Raw genomic sequence first — 22006 nt, 5'->3', positions numbered from 1 at the left:
CGCAGATGGTGCGCAGATCGATTCTGGCTCTGGTCGCGATCCTCATCGGCATCCTGGGGCTGTCCGGCTGCAGTTCGTCCTCACAGTCGCTGCTGGACCGGGTGAAGGACGAGGGCGTACTGGTCGTCGGCACCGAGGGCACCTACAGCCCGTTCAGCTATCAGGGCGGCGACGGACAACTCACCGGTTACGACATCGACGTCATCAACGCCGTCGGTGCCGAGTTGGGCGTACGCGTCGACTTCGTGCAGACCCCGTTCGATTCGATCTTCGCCGGACTGCAATCCCAGCGCTTCGACCTCATCGCCAACCAGGTCTCGATCACCCCTGCGCGCCAGTCGGCCTACGACCTGTCGACGCCCTACACGGTGTCGGAAGGCCAGATCCTCACCGCCGCAGACGACTCCACCATCACCTCTCTCGACGACCTGGCCGGCAAGACCACCGCCCAATCCTCGACGAGCAACTGGGCAGAGGTCGCGGCGGACGCGGGCGCGAACGTCGAAGCCGTCGAGGGATTCGTCCAGGCCGTCACGCTCGTCAAGGACGGCCGCGTCGACGCCACCGTCAACGACTCCCTCGCGATCGCCGAGTACCTGCAGCAGACCGGCGACACCGGAGTGAAAATCGCGGGCGAGACCGGAGACACGACCTTGCAATCCTTCGTGGCTCGGAAGGACAGTGGGCTGATGGACGAGGTCGACGCCGCCATCGACACACTCCGCGAGAACGGCACCATCGCCGAGATCTCGAACAAGTACTTCGGCAGCGACGTCGCCGCACCGACGGCCGACACCGTGGTCCCGGTGAGCGACGACGAGGGTTCGACTGCGCCGTCGAAGACACAGCTGGTTCTCGACAACCTGTGGCCGATGCTCAAAGCCACGGTGACCATGACGATTCCGCTGACCGCCATCAGCTTCGTGATCGGACTCGTGATCGCTCTCGCGGTTGCGCTCGCTCGTATTTCGTCGATCACGCCGCTCGCTGCGGTCGCCCGGTTCTACGTCTCGATCATCCGCGGTACTCCCCTGCTGCTGCAGCTGTTCATCATCTTCTACGGGCTCCCGCAATTCGGCATCGTGATCTCGCCGTTCCCGGCCGCGGTGGTCGCGTTCTCGCTGAATGTCGGTGGCTACGCGGCCGAGGTGATCCGTGCCGCGATCCTGAGCGTGCCCAAGGGCCAGTGGGAGGCCGCGCAGACCATCGGGATGGGATACCGAACGACGTTGCAGCGCATCGTGCTTCCACAGGCACTGCGCACCGCGGTACCACCGTTGTCGAACACGCTGATCTCGTTGGTCAAGGACACCTCGCTCGCGTCGACCATCCTGGTGACCGAGCTGCTGCGCGTCGCGCAACTCGCGGCGGCCCCGACATTCGACTTCTTCACCCTCTACACAGTTGCAGCGCTCTACTACTGGGTGATCTGCATCGTTCTCTCGTTCTTCCAAGGCAAACTCGAAGTCCGACTCGACAGGTACGTGGCCAAATGACAGACCTGCTGGAAGTATCCGCACTGAAGAAATCGTTCGGACCACTCGAAGTGTTGAAGGACATCTCGTTCACCGTGCCCTCCGGCACCGTCACCGTCATCATCGGACCGTCCGGATCCGGTAAGACCACGGTGCTGCGCACACTGAACGCACTCGATCAGGCCGACGCAGGCATCATCCGTATCGGGGACGTATCGGTGGATTTCGCAGACTCCGTCAGCGCGGCGCAGCTCCGACATTTCCGTGCCCAGAGCGGCATGGTGTTCCAGAGCCACAACCTGTTTCCGCACAAGACGGTGCTGCAGAACATCATCGAGGGACCGGTGATCGTGCAGAAGCGCGCCAAGGACGACGCCATTCGGGACGCGCACGCAATCCTCGATCAGATCGGTCTCGACGCCAAGTCCGACCAGTACCCGTTCCAGCTTTCCGGCGGCCAGCAACAACGCGTCGGAATTGCGAGAGCTCTCGCACTGCGCCCCAAGTTGATGCTGTTCGACGAGCCCACCTCGGCACTCGATCCCGAGCTCGTCGGCGAAGTTCTTGCCGTCATCAAAGGCCTTGCCGCACAGGGCTGGACGATGGTGATCGTCACCCACGAAATCCGCTTCGCCCAGCAGGTCGCCGATCAGGTGCTGTTCATCGAGAACGGCGTCGTCCTGGAACGAGGCACACCGGAACAGGTGCTGGTGAACCCGACCGAGCCCCGGACACGTCAATTCTTGCAGCGAATATTGGCGTAGAGGGGCTGCGCCCGTTCTAGAGGTGCGGTAGCACCTTGTCCAGGGTGATCGGGAGGTCACGGACTCGGACGCCGGTGGCGTTGTAGACGGCATTGCCGATGGCCGCCGAGGATCCGACTGCACCGATCTCACCGATACCCTTGCCGCCCATGGGCGCCAGTTCTGTGTCGACTTCCCCGACCCATACGGCCTCGAGATCGGTGACGTCCGCACACGCCGGGATGTGGTACTCCGCGAAATCATGATTGGCGAATCCACCGAACTCGCGATCGGTGATGCCGTTCTCCATCAGCGCCATGCCGAGTCCGAACGTCATGCCGCCGATGAGCTGAGACCTGGCCAGCCGCGGATTCATCACCGCGCCGATACCGAAGACGCCGAGCATCCTTCGTACCCGCACTTCACCGGTGTCGATGTCGACCGCCACCTCGGCGAACTGGGCACCGAAAGCCATGCGCGCCAGCTCCTTCTGACCCTCGACGTCGTCGGTGGTGTCGGCCTCGGCCGAGTTCCCCGGCTCGTACGAACCCTGAGCCTTCAGAGAGTGGCAGACCTTGGTGACGGCCCAGCCCCACGACGAGGTGCCCGAGGAGCCGCCTGCTCCAGGCGCTTTCGGCAGTGCGCTGTCGCCGAGTTCGAGTGTGACGGTGTCCGCGTCCACCTCGAGAGCATCGGCCGCGATCTGGCGCAGCACGGTGCGCGCGCCGGTTCCGATGTCCGACGCGGCGACGGAAACCGTGATCGTGCCGTCCTGCTCCACGCGCGCCGACGCGGTACTCGGTGAGATCAGCACCGGGTAGCTGGCCGTCGCGACGCCCATGCCGACCAGGGTGTTGCCTTCTCGACGCTGACCGGGCGCGGAATTGCGGCCGTCCCAGCCGAACTTCTCGGCTCCCTCGCGGAGGCATTGCACCACGCTGCGTGAGCTGAACGGGTTACCACTGGCCGGATCGACGTCCGGCTCGTTGCGGATCCGCAGATCGATCGGATCGATACCGGTGGCCACGGCCAATTCGTCGATGGCCGTCTCGACGGCGAACATGCCCGGCGCTTCGCCGGGTGCCCGCATCCACCGCGGGGTTCCGACGTCCAGCTGTGCGAGCCGGTGGGTGGTGCGACGGTTCGGAGCCGCGTAGATGTGCCGAGTCGATTCCGAGGTCTGCTCACAGAACTCGAAGATCGTGCTGGTCTGCTGGAACGAATCGTGTGCGATCGCCTGCAGAGTTCCGGTCGAATCAGCGCCCAGACGAACGTGATTGAGCGTCGGGGTGCGATAGCCGACGACATCGAACAGGGCCTGCCTCGGCAGGACCAGCTTCACTGTCTTACCGGTGGCGCGTGCAGCCATCGCCGCGAGGATCGCATTGGGCCGAGTACTGCCCTTGGCTCCGAATCCGCCGCCGACGTTCTCCGCGATCACGCGAACGTTCTCGGGCTCGAGGTCGAACGCCGTAGCGAGGTCGCCCTGGACACCGGACGGTGCCTGCGTCGAATCCCACAGCGTCAGAACGCCGTCGGACCACTGCGCCGTGGTGGCATGCGGCTCCATCGGACTGTTGTGCATCGGCGCGGTGGAGTACCAACTGTCGACGAGGTGCTCGGCCGATGCCAGCGCAGCGTCGGGATCGCCGACGGTCACGTCGGTGGGGAACCCCGCATTGACGGACTCGGGCGCGTAGAGCGTGCTGTGCTCCGCCGTCAATGTGTTGTCGGGAGAGCGGACGTCGGCGTACCGCACCTGCACCTGGGCAGCGGCGGCCCGCGCGGCCTGCAGGGTCTCGGCCACGACGACGGCCACGATCTGACCGCGGTACGCGACGGTGTTCGACTGCAGCACATGCAATTCGGCGTCCTCGACCTCGCCGAGCTTCTCGGCGTTGCCGTGCCACAGGACGGCGTGCACCGCCGGGTCGGTAGCGAGTTCGACGTGCTCGACCGTGCCTGCAGGAACTGTCGCGGGCACGTACCAGGCATACAACTGCCCGACGGCCGGCGGCTGCTCGGCGGCGTACCGAGCCAGGCCGGTCACCTTCGCTATCGATTCGGTGCGCTGAATCGGTTGCCCGATCGATGCGGTCATGACCGATCCCCCGAATCTGTAAGTTCCACCAGGGTGCGGGCGACGAGGTTGGTCACCAGCGGAATCTTGAACGCGTTGTCGCGCAACGGCTCTGCCGCGTCGAGTTCCAATGCGATCGCCCGCCGGAACGACGCCTCGTCGGCGGCCGCGCCGAGCAGCGCGTGCTCGGCAGTGCGAGCGCGCCACGGCTTGTGCGCCACACCGCCCAGCGCGATCGACACCCCACGCACGACGCCGTCCTCGACATCGAGCACGGCGGCCACGGATGCGACCGCAAACGCGTAGGACTGCCGATCCCGCACCTTGCGGTACGTGGAGACGGTGCCGTCCGCCAATTCCGGTATCTCCACGGCCGTGACGATCTCGTCCCGCGCGACCGTGTTGTCACGTTCCGGATCGTCGCCGGGAAGTCGGTAGAAGTCGTCGATCGGCACGACACGCTCACCGTCCACTCCGCGCACGACGACACGCGCATCGAGAGCCGACAGCGCAACCGCCATGTCCGACGGATGCGTCGCCACGCACGCCTCCGAAGCCCCGAGGATCGCGAGATTCCTGTGCTCACCCGTCCGGGCCGGGCAGCCCGAACCGGGTTCGCGTTTGTTGCACGGCTTCGATGAATCCATGAAGTAGACGCACCGGGTGCGCTGGAACAGGTTTCCGCCGGTGGTGGCCATGTTGCGTAACTGGCCCGAGGCTCCGGAGAGCACCGCCCGCGAGAGCACGGGATAACGCTGGCGCACCACCGGGTGCACCGCGAGGTCACTGTTGGTCACGCCGGAACCGACACGAAGCGAGCCGTCGTCCGACACGTCGATGTCGTGCAGCGGAAGACGCGTCACGTCGATCAGCGTCGTGGGGCCCACGACACCGAGCTTCATCAGGTCGACGAGGTTGGTTCCCCCGCCGAGCAGCATCGCGTTCTCGTTCTCGGCGAGGCGGGCCACGGCGTCGTCGACGGCGGTGGCGGCGTCGTACTCGAAGGTCTTCACGATGCGTCCCGTACGGCCGAGACGATATTGCAGTAGGCACCACAACGACAGAGGTTGCCGCTCATACGTTCTCTTACTTCGTCGGAATCGAGTTCGACATCGGCGGCCTCGATGTCCTCGGTGACCGCGCTCGGCCAACCCTGCTTGGCCTCTTCGATCACCGCCACCGCCGAACAGATCTGCCCGGATGTGCAGTACCCGCACTGGAACGCGTCACGGTCGACGAAGGCCTGCTGCACGGGATGCAGTGTGTCGCCGTCGGACAGTCCCTCGACCGTGGTGATGTCGCGATCCTGTTGCGCAACCGCGAACGTCAGGCAGCTGTTGATCCGCCGCCCCTCGACCAACACCGTGCACGCTCCGCACTGCCCGTGGTCACACCCCTTCTTGGCACCGATCAGGTCGAGGTTTTCCCGAAGGGCGTCGAGCAGGGTGGTTCGCGTGTCGCAGTCGAACTCGCGATCGGTGCCGTTGACACGGAGAGTGACGTGGGTCATGGGCGGGTGGATACCCGCGGCCTCGGCCGTCAAACGCTCGACCCCGAGGTCGTGCGCGGAGACTCGTAGTGGACTACGAATTGCCGCGCACGTGCGTCAGCGCTTTCCCTTGAACTTTCCGCCGCCGCGTGGACCGCCGCTGCGTCCGGGAGGGCCGGAATCGGGTTGCAGTTGAATCAACACGCCACTGATGCGGGTGCGGCGCAACGCCTCGACCGTCTCGTCGGCGAGGTCGGCAGGCAACTCCACCAACGAGTGATCGGGACGAATGCTGATGTGCCCGAAGTCGCTTCGACGCAGACCGCCCTCGTTGGCGATGGCACCGACAATGGCACCCGGAGCGACGTGATGCCGCTTGCCGACGCTGATGCGGTACGTCGCCATCTCCTGGCCCGTCTTGCGGTGGTGCGAACTGGCCGCGTCCTCGTCGAACGTGCGCGGTGGTCTCGGTTCGCGAGGCTCGCGCGGTGCCCGCGGCGGGGCCGGCGGCTCGGGCTTGAGCAAGAACGCTTCGCCGTCGCGGGACTGAATGGCCAGAGCGGCTGCGATGTCGACCAAGGGCACGTCGTGCTCGCGCTCGTAGTCCTCGATGAGACGACGGAACAGCGCCAGATTCTCGTTGCCCAGGCTCTCGGTGATGGAGTCCTTGAACTTCGTCACGCGCTGCGCGTTGACGTCGTCGACGCTCGGGAGCTGCATCTCGGTGATCGGCTGACGCGTCGCACGTTCGATGGCCTTGAGCAGGTGCCGCTCGCGCGGTGCGACGAACAGCAGAGCCTGACCGGCGCGACCGGCGCGACCGGTACGACCGATGCGGTGCACGTAGGACTCGGTGTCGTGCGGGATGTCGTAGTTGATGACGTGCGAGATGCGGTCGACGTCGAGACCGCGGGCCGCGACGTCGGTGGCCACCAGGATGTCGATCTGGCCGTTCTTGAGCTGCCCGATGGTGCGCTCACGCTGGGACTGCACGATGTCGCCGTTGATCGCAGCGGCCGAGAAGCCCCGTGCGCGCAGCTTTTCGGCGAGTTCCTCAGTGGCCTGCTTGGTGCGCACGAACATGATCATGGCCTCGAACTCTTCGACCTCGAAGATTCGAGTCAGTGCCTCGAGCTTGCGCTGATGGGCCACCTGGACGTACCGCTGGGTGATGTTCGGTGCCGTCGAGGTCTTGGTCTTGACGGTGATCTCCACCGGGTCGTGCAGGTACTGCTTGGAGATCTTGCGGATCGCGGCAGGCATCGTGGCCGAGAACAACGCCACCTGCTTGTACTCCGGGGTATCGGAGAGAATGCGCTCGACGTCTTCCTGGAAGCCCATCTTGAGCATCTCGTCGGCCTCGTCGAGCACGAGGTACTCGAGCCCGGACAGGTCGAGCGTGCCCTTCTCGAGATGGTCGATGACTCGACCGGGAGTGCCGACGATGATCTGCGCGCCCTTACGCAGACCCGAGAGCTGGATGCCGTACGCCTGACCGCCGTAGATCGGCAGAATATGCAGACCGGGGATGTGGGTGGCGTACTTACCGAACGCCTCGGCGACCTGCAGCGCGAGCTCGCGCGTCGGGGCCAGCACCAATGCCTGCGGCGTCCGACGCGAGACGTCGAGACGGGACAGAATCGGCACCGCGAACGCGGCGGTCTTGCCGGTACCGGTCTGCGCGAGGCCGACGACGTCGTTGCCTGCCATCAGCGGCGGGATGGTGGCCGCCTGGATGGGCGACGGGCTTTCGTAGCCGACATCGCGGAGGGCCTTCAGGACCCGCTCGTCGATTCCGAGATCGGCAAAGGTGATGTCGTCGCCGGCTGGGACGGAAGCGGACTCCGAAAGGGGCGAACTCGTCTCGTCAGACGTCACGGCGGCATCCTGATCAGTTTCTGAAGTGCTCATATGTCGCACGAGTTTAGTACCTGCTCGGCCCCCGCGAACCCTTCTACGCTGATCAGGTGACGAAAACGGCCGCGGCGGCGTGCGGTGCGAGCGGCCTCACACCGGCGACCCGACACCCGAGCGCACGCGCAGGCGGTTAAGTTGTACTCCGAGTCACACTCAACCCCCTCGGACTCGCGGCAAAGTCGACAAACCGGACACCCCGGATGGTGCGCCACGGCCCCGAATGTGATGAAATGCACAACTACCACGCTATTTTTCCGTAAGGGGTCCAGCAGTGCGCGAATATTCTGTGCCGGCGTCGTTCACCATTCCTGACGACGCATCCATGGCCGACACCGTCTACAGGTACGAGAAGGAATCGCCGAATTTCGTACCGTTCCAACGTCTGGTGAACGGCAACTGGACCGACGTCACCGCAGCTCGGTTCGCGGCCGAGGTCGCGGCAGCTGCCAAGGGACTGATCGCCTCCGGTATCGAACTCGGCGACCGCGTCGCCATCCTCAGCGCGACGCGCTACGAGTGGGTCGTCCTCGACTACGCCATCTGGTCCGCAGGCGGATGCACCGTCGCGATCTACGAGACGTCCTCCGCCGACCAGGCGCAGTGGATTCTCGAGGACTCCGCCACCAAGCTGCTCGTCGTCGAGACCGCAGCGCACGCCTCGAACCTCAAAGAGGTCACCGAAGGTGCCAAGGATCTGCGTGAGGTTCTGCAGATCGACGCCGGAGCCATCGACGAACTGACCACCCGCGGTGCCGGAGTCAGCGACGAGGATCTGCATGCGCGACGCCATCAGGTCAGCGCCGCATCGCCCGCGACCCTGATCTACACCTCGGGCACCACCGGCCGCCCCAAGGGCGTTCAGCTCACCCACGCCAACTTCTACGCCGAGGTTCAGGCGACCCAGATCGCGCTGCACGACTCGATGAAGGAGGGCAACCGCACACTGATGTTCCTCCCGATGGCGCACGTGTTCGCCCGTGCCGTGTCCTTCGGCTCCTTCGAGTCCAAGGTCACCGTCGGACACACCTCGGACGTGACGACTCTGGTGGATCAGTTCGCCGTGTTCAAGCCGGACTTCATCCTGTCGGTGCCGCGCGTGTTCGAGAAGGTCTACAACTCCGCCAAGCAGAAGGCGCACGACGGCGGCAAGGGTTCCATCTTCGACAAGGCCGCCGCGACGGCCATCGAGTGGAGCGAGGCCCAGGAGAAGGGCGGAGCCGGGCTGGTTCTGAACCTCAAGCACACAGTGTTCGACAAGCTCGTGTACTCCAAGCTGCGCGCAGCACTCGGCGGCAACTGCACCCGCGCGGTGTCCGGCGGCGGACCTCTCGGTGCCCGCCTCGGCCACTTCTTCCGCGGTGCAGGCGTCCCGGTCTACGAGGGCTACGGACTGACCGAGACCAGCGCGGCCATCACCGTCAACACCACCAAGGAACAGCGCGTCGGCACCGTCGGCAAGCCCATCGACGGCCACTCGGTCAAGGTCGCCGAGGACGGTGAACTGCTGCTCAAGGGACCGGTCGTGTTCAGCGGCTACTGGCACAACGAGAAGGCCACGGCCGAGGCCATCGTCGACGGCTGGTTCCACACCGGCGACCTCGGCGCGATCGACCAGGAAGGCTACGTCTCGATCACCGGCCGCAAGAAGGAGATCATCGTGACCGCAGGCGGCAAGAACGTCGCCCCCGCAGTGCTCGAGGACGCCCTCCGCGCGAACGCGATCATCAGCCAGTGCCTCGTCGTCGGCGACGCCAAGCCGTTCATCGGTGCGCTGATCACCCTCGACCCCGAGGCCATGCCGGGCTGGCTCCAACGGCACGATCTGTCCGCGGACATTCCGTTCTCCGAACTGTCCAAGAACGCCGACCTCGTCGCCGAGATCGACAAGGCCGTCGCCGAGGCCAACAAGAAGGTCTCCAACCCCGAGCAGATCAAGAAGTACACGATCCTCGAGAACGACTTCACCGTCGAAACCGGTGAGCTCACCCCGACGATGAAGCTCAAGCGCAACATCATTCACGCCGAGCGCGGCAGCGACATCGAAGCCATCTACACGTAGATCGACCAGAAGAGAAGGGCCCGGCGCGATGTTCGCGCCGGGCCCTTCTTTTCTTCGTTGTCAGGACATGTGGTCGTCGAGGAACTCCGCCACCACCGACGTCACCTGCAGGTGGATCTTCTCGTGCAGCAGGTCGTGACCACCGTCCTCGAACTCACGCAGGGACGCGTCGGGAACACCGCCGATCCACTCGCGCACCGCATCGATCGGAGCCAGACGGTCGTCCACGCCGTGCACGGCCAGAAGCGGAATCACATTGTCTGCGAGGTCGGTGACCGAGCCGGTCACCGACTTGGGCGTTCCGCACAGCACGGCGCACCGCACTGCCTCCGGATGCGCGCCGAGGGCAGCGATGGCCGTCGCCGCACCCAGCGAATGGCCCATCAGAGCGAACGACAGTTCCGGGTGCTCGGCCTCGGCCATGTCCAGCAACTGCAGCGCGTTCCGAGCGAGTGCGGGGATCTGAGCGGCATCCGTCAACTCACCCTCGGTGAGGCCGTGGCCCACGTGATCGACCGCCCACACGTCGACTCCGCGTCCGTTGAGGACCCGGGCGAAACGGTGATAGTGGCCGCTGTTCTGGCCGAGACCGTGCAGAAAAACGAGACCGAAACGAGCATCGGGAACAGTCCAGTTTCGGTAATGGACAGCACCGGTGGCTCCGTCGAAAAAAGGCATTCGATCATTTTGCCTCCTCACGGCGGCATCCGCGCGCAACGTGACCGGTACCGCGCGTGGTGGTGACTAGGGTGGGCGCGTGTTCCTCATCGGCGATCGCGTCATCTACAGCGCCAGCGACCTCGCCTCGGCAGCGTCGTGCGAATTCGGACTGCTGCGCCGACTCGACGGCCTCACCGGTTTGATCCCGCGCGCAACCGCCGCGCCGGATCCGATGCTGGACCGCACCTCTGCACTCGGATTCGAGCACGAACGCCGACAGCTCGAGACATTCCAGCAGCGATTTCCGGGCGGTGTCCTGACGATGGACCGACCGGGACGCACCGCACAGGAATTGGCCGACGCGGCCTGGGCGACGTTCACCGCCCTCACCTCCCGGACACCCGTGGTGTATCAGGCCACCTTCTTCGACGGCCGATTTCTCGGATTCTGCGACTTTCTGGTGGCCGAGGGCGATCGGTACGCCGTGTACGACACCAAGCTGTCGCGGCACGCGAAGGTGTCGGCCCTGCTGCAGCTGGCGGCCTACGCGGACGCGCTCCGATCCGGCGGGATCGTTCCGAGCGACGAGGTACACCTGATGCTCGGCGACGGCAGCGACTCCGCGCACTCGCTCACCGAGATCCTTCCGGTCTACCGGCAGTCCCGGGAACACCTGCAACACATACTCGACGAACACCACGCCGAGGGCACCGTCGTCGACTGGTTCGATTCGCGCTACTCCGGCTGCGGGCAATGCGAGGCATGCACGGTCGAGGTGGAACAGCACCGCGACCTGGTTCTCGTCGCCGGCATGCGCGCGAGCACCAGGGACAGACTGCTCGACGCCGGCATCTCGACGATCGACGAACTCGCTGCATCGACCGCGAACGTGGACGGCATGTCGTCTCGCACGGTCACGAATCTGCGAGCTCAGGCCGCGCTGCAGGTTCGCCAGGAACACAGCGGCGACGCCGAGTTCGAGATCTTCGACGCCGATGCACTCGGCGTGATCCCCGAGCCCGATCCGGGCGACATCTTCTTCGACTTCGAGGGCGACCCGTTGTGGGCCGAGGCCGGCAGTGCCGAATGGGGTCTCGAGTACCTGTTCGGCGTCTACACCGCCGACGGCGACTTCCTACCGTTCTGGGCGCACGATCGCGCACAGGAACGCCGCGCCCTGATCGACTTCCTCGACTACGTCTCCGCGCGCCGCGCCGCGTACCCGAACATGCACGTCTACCACTACGCGCCGTACGAGAAGACCGCGCTACTGCGCCTCGCCGGTCGCTACGGAGTAGGTGAGGACGCGGTCGACGACCTACTGCGGGACAACGTTCTGGTTGACCTCTATCCGATCGTGCGATCTGCGGTGCGCATCGGTGCCAGGTCCTACAGCATCAAGAAGCTCGAACCCCTGTACATGCCCGCGGCCCGCGACGGAGACGTCACCGACGCGGCCGCGTCGATCGTCGAATACGCGAACTGGTGCGATCTACGAGACCAGGGGAAGGACGCCGAGGCCGCTGCTCTGCTCGCCGATATCGCCGAGTACAACCGCACCGACTGCGAGTCGACGCTGCGACTGCGGGATTGGTTGCTCGCGCGCGCGTCGGATGCCGGTGTGCACCCACGGGCAACGCAGCATCTCGAGCTCGAAGACGGTGCACCCGACACCGCGAGCCCGCTCGAGCTCGAACTCGCCGACTACGCGGGTCTGCCGTGGGAGCGCACCTCGACGCAGCAGGCCGTCGCATTGTTCTCCGGTTCCATCGGGTATCACCGACGTGAACGAAAGCCGTTCTGGTGGGCTCACTTCGATCGTCTGACCCACCCGCTCGACGAGTGGGCCGACGCGGCCGACGTGCTGAAGGTCGAGCGCGCCGAGCTGGTGCACGACTGGATGAAGACTGCACCGAAGCAACGAGTTCTGCGTCGGCAGATCAAGCTGCTCGGGCATCTGAGCACCGGAGCCCTCTCGGGTTCGAAGGTCAAACTGCTGTACGCCGACCCCGCCCCCGACGGACTGCCCAAGCAGCAGCCGAACCACCGTGCCACCACCTCGGTCGACGTTGTGCAGACGGGCTACGAGGGCACCCTCGACGTGGTCGTGGTGCAGGAGAACTTGCGCAAGGGCGTGGACGGGTACGACGACTTCCCCATCGCGACCGCGCCGGAGCCACCCCCGGCAACCAAACATCTCGAGCAGGCCATCGCCACCGCGGCCGCCGAGGTCGGTGCCACCCTGCCGAACCTTCCGCATACGGCCGTCGCCGATCTGCTGGCGATCTCCCCGCCCCGAACCCGTTCCGGCAGTGGACTTCCCACGGTTCGCGGCGGCGACTACGCGAGCGCGGTCACCACGGCGCTGCTCGATCTGGAGAATTCCTACGTTGCGGTCCAGGGCCCGCCCGGTACCGGCAAGACCTACACCGCCGCGCGGGTGATCGAGCAACTCGTGAACACGCATCACTGGCGAGTCGGCGTGGTCGGCCAGTCTCATCACGTGGTGAACAACCTGCTCGACACCATCGTCGACGCCGGAGTGGACCCGGCTCGGGTGGGCAAGAAGGCCCCGACGGTGCACACCGTCCTGGACCCGACGGGCTATTCCCGCTTCGTCACCGACGCCGACGAGGGGTGCGTCATCGGCGGCACGGCCTGGGACTTCTCCAACCCCGGCCGCATCCCGCCCGAGTCGCTCGATCTCCTGGTCATCGACGAGGCCGGGCAGTTCTCGCTGGCCAACACCATCGCCGTCTCGGTGTCCGCACGCAACCTGCTGCTGCTCGGCGACCCGGCCCAGCTGCCGCAGGTCAGCCAGGGCACCCACCCCGAACCCGTCGACGAGTCGGCGCTGGGCTGGATCACCAGCGGTCACCCGACGCTGCCCGCCGACCGCGGGTACTTCCTGGCCACGACGTGGCGGATGCATCCCGATCTGTGCGCGCCGGTCTCGGCACTGTCGTACGAGGGCAAGCTCGAGTCCAACAGTGCTGTGACACAGGCACGTTCACTGGACTCGCTCGAGCCCGGCCTGCATATCGTCTACCTCGACCACCACGGCAACTCCACCGACTCGGTGGAGGAAGCCGACGAGATCGTCACTCACGTGCAGAATCTGCTCGGCCGACCGTGGAGCGACCCGCAGTCCTTCGAGGGTGCGCGGCCCATGGACCAGGGCGACTTCCTGGTCGTCGCGGCCTACAACGCGCAGGTGGCCGTCATCGTCGAACGACTCGCGGCCGCCGGACTCGACGAGGTCTCGGTGGGCACCGTCGACAAGTTCCAAGGACGACAGGCACCGGTCGTGTTGATCTCGATGGCCGCGTCGGCGATCGAAGACGTTCCGCGAGGCATGGGCTTTCTGTTGTCCCGCAACAGACTCAACGTCGCCGTCTCGCGTGGCCAGTGGGCCGCGATACTGATCCGGTCGCGGGCACTGACCCGATACCTGCCGTCCACCCCGGCCGGACTGGTCACCCTCGGCACCTTCATGAGCCTGTGCGAGAACGGAATTCAGCCGAACGCCATGCCCTCACCACGATAAGTGGGGACCGCCTCGACGGACCCGTCGGCGTGCACCAGATGCAGGGTGTCGAATCGCTCGCACAGCTCGCCCGCCTTGGCGTGCCGGAACCAGACGCGATCACCGATCCGGATCTCTTCCGCTCCACTCACCGGAGTCTGCACCTCGCCCGCACCTTCGTTGCGCAGCAGCCTCAGACCGGACGTCACCACTCCCCTGGCCTTTCTCGACCAGGCGATCGGCCGCGGGGACCTCGACGTCGACGCCGGACCCGACGCGATGTAGCCACCACCGAACAGCGTGGCGATCTGCGGCGTCGGCTTGCGCACCGCGGGCAGCGCGAAGAACAGCGAGGGCTCGGCCGAGAATGCGCGATACCGATCGAAGAGCGTCGGCGCGAACAAACCCGATCCCGCGGTCACCTCGGTGACGACCGGATCGGCCGCCGAGAAGTCGATCGACCCGGTACCGCCACTGTTGACGATCTCGATCCGCCCGACGGCCGCGGTCACGGCCTCGACCACCGCCGTTCTGCGCGTGGAGATCTCACGCGACGACAGCGACTTCATCCATTCCACCGCAACATTGGAATCGGGCACACCGGCGATCTGCGCCTCGTAGAACATCAGACCGACCACCCGGAACCCACGCGCCTGCGCCACCCGCGCGAAGGCGGCGACCTGCTCGGGTTCGCGCAGCGGCGAACGTCTGACACCGATGTGCAGCGGCCCGATCCGCAGCGAGGCATCGACGTCGATACAGATACGCGGCTTGAGAAGATCACTGTCGGTCGCGTCGCGCACGATGTCCAGCTGTGCGACGTCGTCGACCATCAGCGTGATGCGCCCCGACAGAACACGATCGTTCACGACCTCGGCGAGGGCGGTGCGATCGACCGTCGGGTACCCCATCAGGATGTCCTCGACGCCGTGGCGCGCCAACCAGATCGCCTCACGCAGCGAGTACGCCATGACCCCGCTCACGCCATCGGCCGCGAGCACCCGATCCAGTACCGCCCGGCACCGAACCGACTTGCTCGCGATCCTGATCGGCACCCCGTCCGCCCGTGCCCGCAGAGCAGCAGCATTGGCATCGAGCGCGGCGGAATCGACTGCAGCCAAAGGTGATTCGAGACCCTCGGTGGCAGCGGCGATACGGGACAGTGGTGTCGTGTCGGTGGTTGCGACACCGGCGATCGAACTCATGCGGCGTATTCCTTCGTCGTCGTTGCCAGGCCTACACAGTCAAACACTCCGCAGCCCAGAAGTCCCAGCGAGCATCTGCCACGCCGGTCCTCAGCAGTCCAAGGCCTTGCTTGCAATCAGCCCCGACAGGTCGTCGATCTGCGCCAGCACCTCGAGATCGTCGCCGTCGACCAACCACCGCAGCACCAGCCCGTCGAGGGTGGCCATCCCGAAACGCGCGATCGACGCCACCGGCTCGATCCATCGCGTCCCGGTGTGGGCGGAACACTTCTCGAAGAACAACCGGGCCTCGGAGTCCCGGATTCGGTACTGCCCACTGGCGATCTCGGCGGCCGTGGCGGACCCGAGCGCGCGATGGCGCAGCAGATAGGTCTTGATCTCGTAGGCGAGCAACTGCCGATCCGGCGACTTCTCGATCAGCAACCACACCGCGCTCAGACCGCCGTGCACCAACTCTCGCAGACCACGAACGCCCGGGAGTTCGCGCGTGCCCACGGCACTGTCCAACGCGGCGTGCAGAATCTCGGTGACATCGACGATGAGGTGCTCCCCCATCGCGATCACCAGATCCTGCTTGGTCTCGAAGTGGTACTGCACGATGCCCTTGGTGACCTCGGCTTGTTCCGAGAGAGCACGCACGGTCAGGGACTCGATCCCGACCCGCTCGGCGACGTCGATCGCAGACTGCACCAGTTGTGCGCGTCGCACATCAGCGGGCAGCCTCGATTGCATGACCCGATACTAGGGCGCTGCCAAGGTCTGTGCCTCGTATTGCCCCACGGGGAACAACCCGAGGTTTCAGGAGTGCGATAGTGATTCGATGATCGAGCGGTCGTGGCAGAACTGGGCGGGCAATCAACACGCGTATCCGGCGCAGCGTGTCGAGCCCGCATCGGTGGACAAACTGCGCAGTGTTCTGCAGCGCGCCGTCGACAGGTCTCGAACGGTGCGATGCGTGGGTGCCGGACACTCCTTCACCCCGATCGCCGTCACCGACGGCGTTCAGATCAGCCTGGATTCTTTGCGCGGGATCGAATCGGTCGCCCGCCACGACGACGGTTCCGCCCAGGTGACGGTGCTCGGCGGCACCCGGTTGCGCGAGCTGACCGCGCGGCTGTGGGACCTCGGCCTTGCCATGACCAACCTGGGCGACATCGACGAACAATCGGTTGCCGGTGCCATCTCCACGGGTACTCACGGAACCGGAGCCCGCTTCGGCGGCATCGCCACGCAGGTGTGCGCGGTGGAGCTGATGACCGCAGACGGCCGGCTCGTTCGGTGCTCTCGCGACGAGAACACGGATCTGTTCGACGCGGCCCGCGTCGGGCTCGGTGCGCTCGGCGTCATCACCCGGGTCACGCTCGACTGCGTTCCGGCCTTCGCCTTACGGGCCGTCGAGGAGCCGTCGACGCTACGGGCAACGCTCGCCGAGCTCGATGCGACCGTCGCAGGCGTCGACCACTTCGAGTTCTACTGGTTTCCGCACACCGACCGGGTGCTGACCAAACACAACACCCGCCTGCCCGGCGACGCTGCGCTGCGCCCGCTGGGGAAGGTCCGGTCATACCTCGACGACGAACTACTGTCCAACACGGTCTTCGAGGGCCTCAACCGCGTGGTGACGCGTATGCCGGCCTTGATCCCCCGGCTCAACGCGGTCTCGGCCCGGGCACTGTCGGCCCGCGAGTACACCGACCGCTCGTACCGGGTGTTCGCGTCGTCGCGGACCGTCAAGTTCGTCGAGATGGAATATGCCGTTCCTGCAGCCGAGATCGGCTGGGTGCTGCGCGAGGTCGATCGCTGGCTCGAGCAGTCTTCGATGTCCATCGCGTTTCCCGTCGAAGTACGATTCGCCGCCGCCGACGACATCTGGCTCTCCACGGCATACGGCCGCCCGACGGCCTACATCGCCGTGCACCAGTACCACCGACGAGATCACCGCGAATACTTCGACGCCGTCGAAGCCATCTGCCGCAGCGTCGGCGGGCGTCCGCACTGGGGCAAACTGCATTCCCTCGGCGGCGATGAGCTGCGCGATACCTACGAACACTTCGACGACTTCCTGCGTGTTCGGGATTCGATGGACCCGAAACGATTGTTCGGCAGCGACTACCTCGAGCGTCTGCTGTCGTGACCGGCTGACCGATGTAGCGTTCCACGCAATTCCTGCTCCACTCCTGCGACCTTCGAGTGGGTTTCCCCAGGCCAACGCGTCGAGTGGAGCGTCCCGTGCACGCAGCCACTGCCCGCACGCTTACATTGGAACGAGTGAGCACAGGAAAACGCGCGCTGTCCGGCATCATCGCCGCCGGAGTCGTCCTCGGTGTCGGTGAATTGATCGCCGTCCCCATCGGACCCAACTCGTCACCGCTGACCGCCGTCGGGTCCTCGGCCGTCGACCACAGTCCGGCCCCGGTCCGTGAATGGGCCATCGACACGTTCGGTACCTCCGACAAGCTCGCCCTGTTCATCGGCATGGCCGTGGTGATCGGTGCCATCGCCGCAGCGGCAGGCATCGCCCGCAAACCGATCGGTGCCGTCGTCTTCGCAGTACTGGGACTGGTGGGCGCACTCGCGGCGGTGACCCGACCCGACGCGACGGCCCTCTCCGCAGTCCCGACCATCGGCGGCGTCATCGTCGGCATCGTCGTCCTGCACGCTCTCATCGGTGCCACCACCCCGGCGACCGAAGGAATGACCCGACGCAGCTTCCTGACTCTTGCCGCCGGTGCTGCGGTGCTCGGCGTCGTCGCCGGAACAGCCGGACGGATGCTGACCTCGGCCCGAGCCGTCACCGCGGATCGACTCGGCTTCATGCTGCCCACGCCGACCCCACAACCCCCGATTCCGGAGGGGGCGGACCTGAAGATCGACGGCCTCGCGTCGTACATCACCCCGAACGACGACTTCTACCGCATCGACACCGCGTTGGTCGTGCCGCGCCTGGCGTCGGATACGTGGTCGTTGCGCATCCACGGCATGGTGGACCGCGAGATCGAGCTGACGTTCGCCGACCTCGCCGAGCGCCAGGCAGTGGAGAAGACGGTCACCCTGACCTGCGTGTCCAATATCGTCGGCGGCGACCTCGTGGGCAATGCGACGTGGATCGGCTACCCGCTGAAGGACATTCTCGAAGAAGCGGGCATCTCCCCCGACGCCGACATGGCTCTGTCGTCGAGCAGCGACGCCTTCACCGCGGGCACTCCCCTGGAGGTTCTGCTCGACGGCCGCGATGCCTTACTGGCTGTGGGAATGAACGGTGCGCCGCTGCCCGTCGAGCACGGCTACCCGGCGCGGCTCGTCGTTCCGGGCCTGTACGGGTATGTCTCGGCGACCAAGTGGGTCACCGACATCGAGATCACCCGATTCGACAAGGTGACGGCCTATTGGACCGATCGCGGCTGGGGCGCACTCGGACCGATCAAGACCGCCTCACGAATCGACACCCCGAGATCGGGCAGCTCCGTGCCGGCCGGGAAGTCGGTGATCGCGGGCGTCGCCTGGGATCAGCACACCGGCATCGAGGGCGTGGAAGTGCAAGTGGACGAGGGCAATTGGGTGCCGGCCACTCTCTCTGAGGAGTACTCCAAGGACACCTGGCGGCAATGGACGGTCGAGCTGGATCTGCCTGCCGGGCAGCATGCGATCCGTGCCCGGGCCACCAACTCCGCGGGAGAGCTGCAGACCAACAAGACCGCCGACACCGTTCCCGACGGAGCGACCGGCTACCCGAGGATCTCGGTGACGGCGAGCTGATCCAGACAGTCGCGCTGATCTAGACAGTTGCGAAGCTCGCGCGAATCGAGTTCTCGGCCAACTGCTGTCGCTCGGCCGCTGTCAGACCCATGCCAGCTTCGAGGGCAGCGAAGTTGTCGTCGACGTACCCGCCGAAGTAGGCGGGATCGTCGGAATTGATCGACACCGACAGGCCGCGCTCGAGCATCTGCCGCAAGGGCAGCTGCTCGACGTCGTCGATCACCTTGAGCCGGACATTGGACAGCGGGCAGACGGTGAGCGGGATCTGTTCCTCGACAAGTCGATTCACCAGTGCCTCGTCTTCGAGGCACCGCACACCGTGATCGATGCGCTCGACCTTCAGCAGATCCAGTGCCTGCCAGATGTAGTCGGGCGGGCCTTCCTCACCGGCATGGGCGACGACATGCAAACCCTCGGCGCGGGCCTTGGCGAACACGTCGACGAACAGTGACGGCGGATAGCCCACCTCGGCGGAGTCGAGACCGAGCCCGATGATCGGGGCCTGCATCGACAACAGATCCTCCAGCAGTTGATTGGCGTGCAGCACCGGCTTGTCGCGCAGGATCGACGCGATCAACCCACTGGTGACGCCGAATTCGCGCTCGCTGGATGCGCAGGCGTCGGCCAATCCCTCGACGACGGCCGCGAGCGGGACACCACGCTCGGTGTGCGCCTGCGGGTCGAAGAAGATCTCCGCGTGCGTCACCCCGGCCTGCGCGGTGCGGCGGAAGTACGCGCGGGCCAGGTCGGCGAAATCCTCGGCGGTCTGCAACACGGCCATGTTCGCGTAGTACAGATCGAGGAACGACTGCAGGTCGGTGAACTCGTATTTCGCCTGCAGTTCTTCGATATCGTTGTACGGCAGCGTGATTGCGTTGCGCTGGGCAAGATCGAAGATCAGCGGAGGTTCGAGCGACCCTTCGATGTGCAGGTGCAGTTCGGCCAGCTGATCATTACTCACTCATACGATTCTACTTGCCCGTGTACGTCGCCTTACCCGGGCCGACCTCGAGGAAGCTCTTCACTGCGCCGCGCAGATCCTCGGTCTCGAAGAGTGCCCCGGAGACCTCCGAGGTGATCTCGTCCGCGTGGGCCACACCACCGGAACGCCACGCTGCCACAATCTGTTTGGTTGCCGCGTGCGCGACGGTGGGGCCGTCGGCCAATCGATGCGTCAGCGCGAGCGCGGCGGCGTCGACGTCGTCGTGGATCTGATTGACCACGCCCCACTCCTTCAGCGTCTGGGCGTCGTACAGATCACCGGTCATGACGAGCTCGCGAGCCCGACCCGAACCGGCCCGCTCGGCCAGACGCTGCGGCCCACCCATCGACGGCGTCAGACCGACGACGGTCTCGACCAGACCGAACTTCGCCTTCGGTCCGGCCAGGATGATGTCGCAGGCCAACGAGATCTCGAACGCCGCGGTGAGCGTCAACCCGTGCGCGGCGTAGATCACCGGGCAGGGCAACGCCTCGAGCGGATGAGCAATCTGCGCGAACAGACCACGCCACAGATCGGCGCCCTGCGCAGCGGACAGGCCCTCGAAGACATGAACGTCGACGCCTGCCGAGTTGACCTTGCCCTCGGCGCGCAGCAATACCGCACGCGGAGGTCGCGCGACGAGATCGGCAACGTTCGCGGCCACCGCGTCGAACATGGCCTGATCGAACAGATTGAGCGGACCGTGGTCGAAGGTGAGGACGGCGACCTCCGCGCCGGCCGCGGTGGTCGATCGAACGAGCGAAGTGGGTGCGTCAGCCATGGTTCGCATAGTGCCACACCCGTCCGAGGACCTTGTTACCACCGAGTATTGTGCGCAGGAAAGTGAACGTTACCGAGAGGAACACCTAGATGAAGCGCAGTCTGTTCGAGTCCGACCACGAGGACTTCCGCGCATCGGTTCGAGAATTCGTCACCCGAACCATCACGCCGGTCGAGGAGAAGCTCGTCGAACAGCGATACATCGACCGCGAGATCTGGCTCGAAGCCGGACGCAACGGCTTCCTGGGCCTCGAGGTACCGGAGGAATACGGCGGCAGCGGAGCCGAGGACTACCGATTCAACGCCGTCCTCGCCGAGGAACTCGCCCGCTCGAGTGCCGCGGTGGCGTCGTGCTTCGGTATTCACGTCGACATCGTCGCTCCGTATCTGGTCAAGCTCACCACCGAGGAGCAGAAGAAGCGCTGGTTGCCCGGCTTCTGCAGCGGTGAGATCCTGACCGCGATCGCGATGACCGAACCCTCCGGTGGCTCCGATCTGGCTGCACTGAAGACCACCGCCGTCAAGGACGGCGACGACTTCATCATCAACGGCTCCAAGACCTTCATCACCAACGGCAACTCCGCCGACCTCGTCATCGTCGCCACCCGCACGACGCCGGAGAAGAAGGCCAAGGGCATCACGCTCTTCGCCGTCGAGAACGGCACCGAAGGATTCTCCCGCGGCCGCAAGCTCGACAAGGTCGGCCAGCCCGAATCCGATACGGCCGAGCTGTTCTTCGAGAACGTGCGTGTTCCGAGCTCGAACATGATCGGCGAATTCGACGGCGGCTTCATCCACATGATGCAGCTACTCCCCCAGGAACGCATCAGCTGCTCGGTGGCCAACCTCGGACACGTCCGCCCCATTCTCGAGGAGACACTGCAGTACGCCAAGGACCGCAAGGCATTCGGCCAGCAGATCGGTTCACTGCAGTGGAACAAGTTCCTGCTCGCCGAGCTCGTCACCAAACTCGATGTGGCACAGGCATACATCGACAACTGCATCGCCGCGCACGGAATCGGCGAGCTGACGGCCATCGATGCAGCCAAGGCCAAGTGGTGGAGCTCGCAGGTGCAGAACGAAATCCTCGACCACTGCGTACAGCTGCACGGCGGCTACGGATTCATGAACGAGTACCGCGCCGCTCGGGCGTGGAAAGACGCTCGCGTGACCAAGATCTGGGCCGGATCGAACGAGATCATGAAGGAACTGATCGGACGCGATCTGGGCCTGTAGTGCGCTTCGCGTAGGAGTGGAGCCTGCGGAACGACCCGATGAGCAGTGGTGCGGTCAGGTGCCTTGGAAGGCGCACGACCGCACCACTGCCGCAGGCA

Annotated in this window: 16 protein-coding genes; 7 read left to right on the top strand and 9 right to left on the bottom strand. The window is 65.5% G+C overall.

Annotation, left to right across the window (positions count from 1 at the left end; all coding sequences use genetic code 11):
• The first annotated feature begins 5 nt into the window (after positions 1 to 5).
• Together CH295_RS16735 and CH295_RS16730 are read left to right on the top strand one after the other, a co-directional pair.
• Entirely contained in the window at positions 6 to 1496 is a 1491-nt protein-coding gene (locus CH295_RS16735; protein ID WP_094741328.1) for an ABC transporter permease subunit, read from the top strand.
• Positions 1493 to 2239, top strand: a complete 747-nt coding sequence (locus tag CH295_RS16730) for an amino acid ABC transporter ATP-binding protein (RefSeq protein WP_037190312.1) — start codon at positions 1493 to 1495, stop codon at positions 2237 to 2239. The genes CH295_RS16735 and CH295_RS16730 overlap by 4 nt, the downstream gene beginning before the upstream one ends.
• A 16-nt stretch (positions 2240 to 2255) precedes the next feature.
• Here CH295_RS16730 and CH295_RS16725 read toward each other — a convergent pair whose 3' ends face one another.
• The 4 genes from CH295_RS16725 to CH295_RS16710 all read right to left on the bottom strand — a co-directional run bounded on the left by CH295_RS16725 (position 2256) and on the right by CH295_RS16710 (position 7698).
• Positions 2256 to 4319: a xanthine dehydrogenase family protein molybdopterin-binding subunit gene (locus CH295_RS16725; RefSeq protein WP_094741327.1), complete on the bottom strand. Its 2064-nt coding sequence runs from the start codon at positions 4317 to 4319 to the stop codon at positions 2256 to 2258.
• On the bottom strand, positions 4316 to 5311 hold the full coding sequence (locus CH295_RS16720; RefSeq protein WP_094633833.1) for an FAD binding domain-containing protein: 996 nt from the start codon (positions 5309 to 5311) through the stop codon (positions 4316 to 4318). The genes CH295_RS16725 and CH295_RS16720 overlap by 4 nt, the downstream gene beginning before the upstream one ends.
• Positions 5308 to 5808, bottom strand: coding sequence for a 2Fe-2S iron-sulfur cluster-binding protein (locus CH295_RS16715; RefSeq protein ID WP_094741326.1), 501 nt, complete (start codon positions 5806 to 5808; stop codon positions 5308 to 5310). Before CH295_RS16715 ends, CH295_RS16720 begins: the two co-directional genes overlap by 4 nt.
• Positions 5809 to 5904: 96 nt before the next feature.
• Complete coding sequence (locus CH295_RS16710) at positions 5905 to 7698, bottom strand: DEAD/DEAH box helicase (RefSeq protein ID WP_094741325.1); 1794 nt, start codon at positions 7696 to 7698, stop codon at positions 5905 to 5907.
• Between the two features lie 277 nt (positions 7699 to 7975).
• On the opposite strand from CH295_RS16710, the gene CH295_RS16705 reads away from it, so the two are divergent.
• Positions 7976 to 9763 (top strand): AMP-dependent synthetase/ligase, encoded by a 1788-nt coding sequence (locus CH295_RS16705; protein WP_170945939.1) that lies wholly within the window; start codon positions 7976 to 7978, stop codon positions 9761 to 9763.
• Positions 9764 to 9823: 60 nt separating this feature from the next.
• Here the strand turns inward: CH295_RS16705 and CH295_RS16700 are convergent, their stop codons facing one another.
• Positions 9824 to 10441, bottom strand: a complete 618-nt coding sequence (locus tag CH295_RS16700) for an alpha/beta hydrolase (protein WP_037190321.1) — start codon at positions 10439 to 10441, stop codon at positions 9824 to 9826.
• A gap of 79 nt (positions 10442 to 10520) precedes the next feature.
• Here CH295_RS16700 and CH295_RS16695 point away from each other — a divergent pair, with 79 nt between their 5' ends.
• On the top strand, positions 10521 to 13970 hold the full coding sequence (locus CH295_RS16695) for a TM0106 family RecB-like putative nuclease (protein ID WP_094741324.1): 3450 nt from the start codon (positions 10521 to 10523) through the stop codon (positions 13968 to 13970).
• Here CH295_RS16695 and CH295_RS16690 read toward each other — a convergent pair.
• Positions 13940 to 15154, bottom strand: coding sequence for an alanine racemase (locus CH295_RS16690; protein ID WP_037190325.1), 1215 nt, complete (start codon positions 15152 to 15154; stop codon positions 13940 to 13942). The two genes, CH295_RS16695 and CH295_RS16690, sit on opposite strands and share 31 nt — an antisense overlap.
• A 90-nt stretch (positions 15155 to 15244) precedes the next feature.
• Positions 15245 to 15886: a TetR/AcrR family transcriptional regulator gene (locus CH295_RS16685; protein WP_037190327.1), complete on the bottom strand. Its 642-nt coding sequence runs from the start codon at positions 15884 to 15886 to the stop codon at positions 15245 to 15247.
• A gap of 88 nt (positions 15887 to 15974) precedes the next feature.
• On the opposite strand from CH295_RS16685, the gene CH295_RS16680 reads away from it, so the two are divergent.
• Positions 15975 to 17288 (top strand): D-arabinono-1,4-lactone oxidase, encoded by a 1314-nt coding sequence (locus CH295_RS16680; RefSeq protein WP_094741323.1) that lies wholly within the window; start codon positions 15975 to 15977, stop codon positions 17286 to 17288.
• Between the two features lie 134 nt (positions 17289 to 17422).
• On the top strand, positions 17423 to 18910 hold the full coding sequence (locus CH295_RS16675; protein ID WP_094741372.1) for a molybdopterin-dependent oxidoreductase: 1488 nt from the start codon (positions 17423 to 17425) through the stop codon (positions 18908 to 18910).
• Positions 18911 to 18929: 19 nt separating this feature from the next.
• Here CH295_RS16675 and CH295_RS16670 read toward each other — a convergent pair whose 3' ends face one another.
• Complete coding sequence (locus tag CH295_RS16670) at positions 18930 to 19871, bottom strand: adenosine deaminase (RefSeq protein ID WP_094741322.1); 942 nt, start codon at positions 19869 to 19871, stop codon at positions 18930 to 18932.
• Positions 19872 to 19881: 10 nt separating this feature from the next.
• Complete coding sequence (locus tag CH295_RS16665; protein ID WP_037190358.1) at positions 19882 to 20673, bottom strand: enoyl-CoA hydratase/isomerase family protein; 792 nt, start codon at positions 20671 to 20673, stop codon at positions 19882 to 19884.
• A gap of 89 nt (positions 20674 to 20762) precedes the next feature.
• Between CH295_RS16665 and CH295_RS16660 the strand changes: the two genes are divergently transcribed.
• The gene (locus CH295_RS16660) at positions 20763 to 21908 is read left to right on the top strand and encodes an acyl-CoA dehydrogenase family protein (protein WP_037190332.1); all 1146 of its coding nucleotides are present in this window, start codon (positions 20763 to 20765) and stop codon (positions 21906 to 21908) included.
• Positions 21909 to 22006: the final 98 nt, after the last annotated feature.

The sequence above is a fragment of the Rhodococcus sp. 14-2483-1-2 genome, assembly GCF_002259405.1.
Classification (GTDB): domain Bacteria; phylum Actinomycetota; class Actinomycetes; order Mycobacteriales; family Mycobacteriaceae; genus Rhodococcoides.
The sequence above is the reverse complement of the archived record's forward strand: the minus strand, read 5'-3'. Positions and strand labels throughout refer to the sequence as shown.